We start from the raw sequence: 1,050 nt of genomic DNA on the forward strand, positions 1-1,050 counted from the left end.
GTTGGTGGAGAAGCAGGCCGAGCTGTCGCCGGATGATCCGATCAACATCCAGTACACCTCGGGGACGACGGGTTTCCCCAAGGGCGCCACGCTGAGCCATCACAACATCTTGAACAACGGCTTTTTCGTGGGCCGGCTCAACGGGTACACGCCGGCGGATCGGGTGTGTATCCCGGTGCCGTTCTATCACTGCTTCGGGATGGTGATGGGCAACCTCGCGTGCACCTCCCACGGGGCCACGATGGTGATCCCGGCGCAGGGTTTCGACCCGAAGGCGACCCTGGAGGCGGTGGCGGCGGAGCGGTGCACGTCGTTGTACGGGGTGCCGACGATGTTCATCGCGGAGCTCAACCACCCGGACTTCGAGTCCTATGACCTGTCGAGTCTGCGGACGGGGATCATGGCCGGGTCGCCGTGTCCGGTGGAGGTGATGAAGCAGGTCGTGTCGCGGATGGGCATGGAGGAGGTCACGATCTGTTACGGGATGACCGAGACGAGCCCGGTGTCGATGCAGACCCGCGCGGATGACTCGTTGGAGCTCCGGGTGTCGACCGTGGGCCGGGTGCACCCGCACCTGGAGGTCAAGATCGTGGACCCGGACAGTGGGTTGACCGTGCCGCGGGGGGAGCCCGGGGAGCTGTGCACGCGCGGCTATTCGGTGATGCTGGGCTACTGGGACGAGCCGGACAAGACCGCGGAGGCGATCGACGCGGCGCGTTGGATGCACACCGGGGATCTGGGGGTGATGGATGCCGAGGGGTATGTGAACATCACCGGGCGGATCAAGGACATGGTCATCCGGGGTGGGGAGAACATCTACCCGCGGGAGATCGAGGAGTTCCTCTACACCCATCCGGACATTCTCGACGCGCAGGTGATCGGGGTGCCGGATGTGAAGTACGGCGAGGAGCTGTGTGCCTGGGTGCAGGTGCGGGAGGGCGCGCGGGTCACCGCGGAGTCGGTGCGCGAGTTCGCGACGGGCAAGCTGGCGCACTACAAGATCCCGCGGTATGTGCTGGTCGTGGACGAGTTCCCGATGACCGTGACCGG

The 1,050-nt window shown here is 65.6% G+C and carries 1 protein-coding gene; it reads left to right on the forward strand.

Annotated elements, in window-relative coordinates:
• A partial coding sequence (locus AB0B41_RS43250; RefSeq protein ID WP_358213053.1) for an AMP-binding protein occupies positions 1–1,050 on the forward strand: 1,050 nt, incomplete at both ends.

The organism is Pseudonocardia sp. NPDC049154 (assembly GCF_040648315.1).
GTDB lineage: Bacteria > Actinomycetota > Actinomycetes > Mycobacteriales > Pseudonocardiaceae > Pseudonocardia.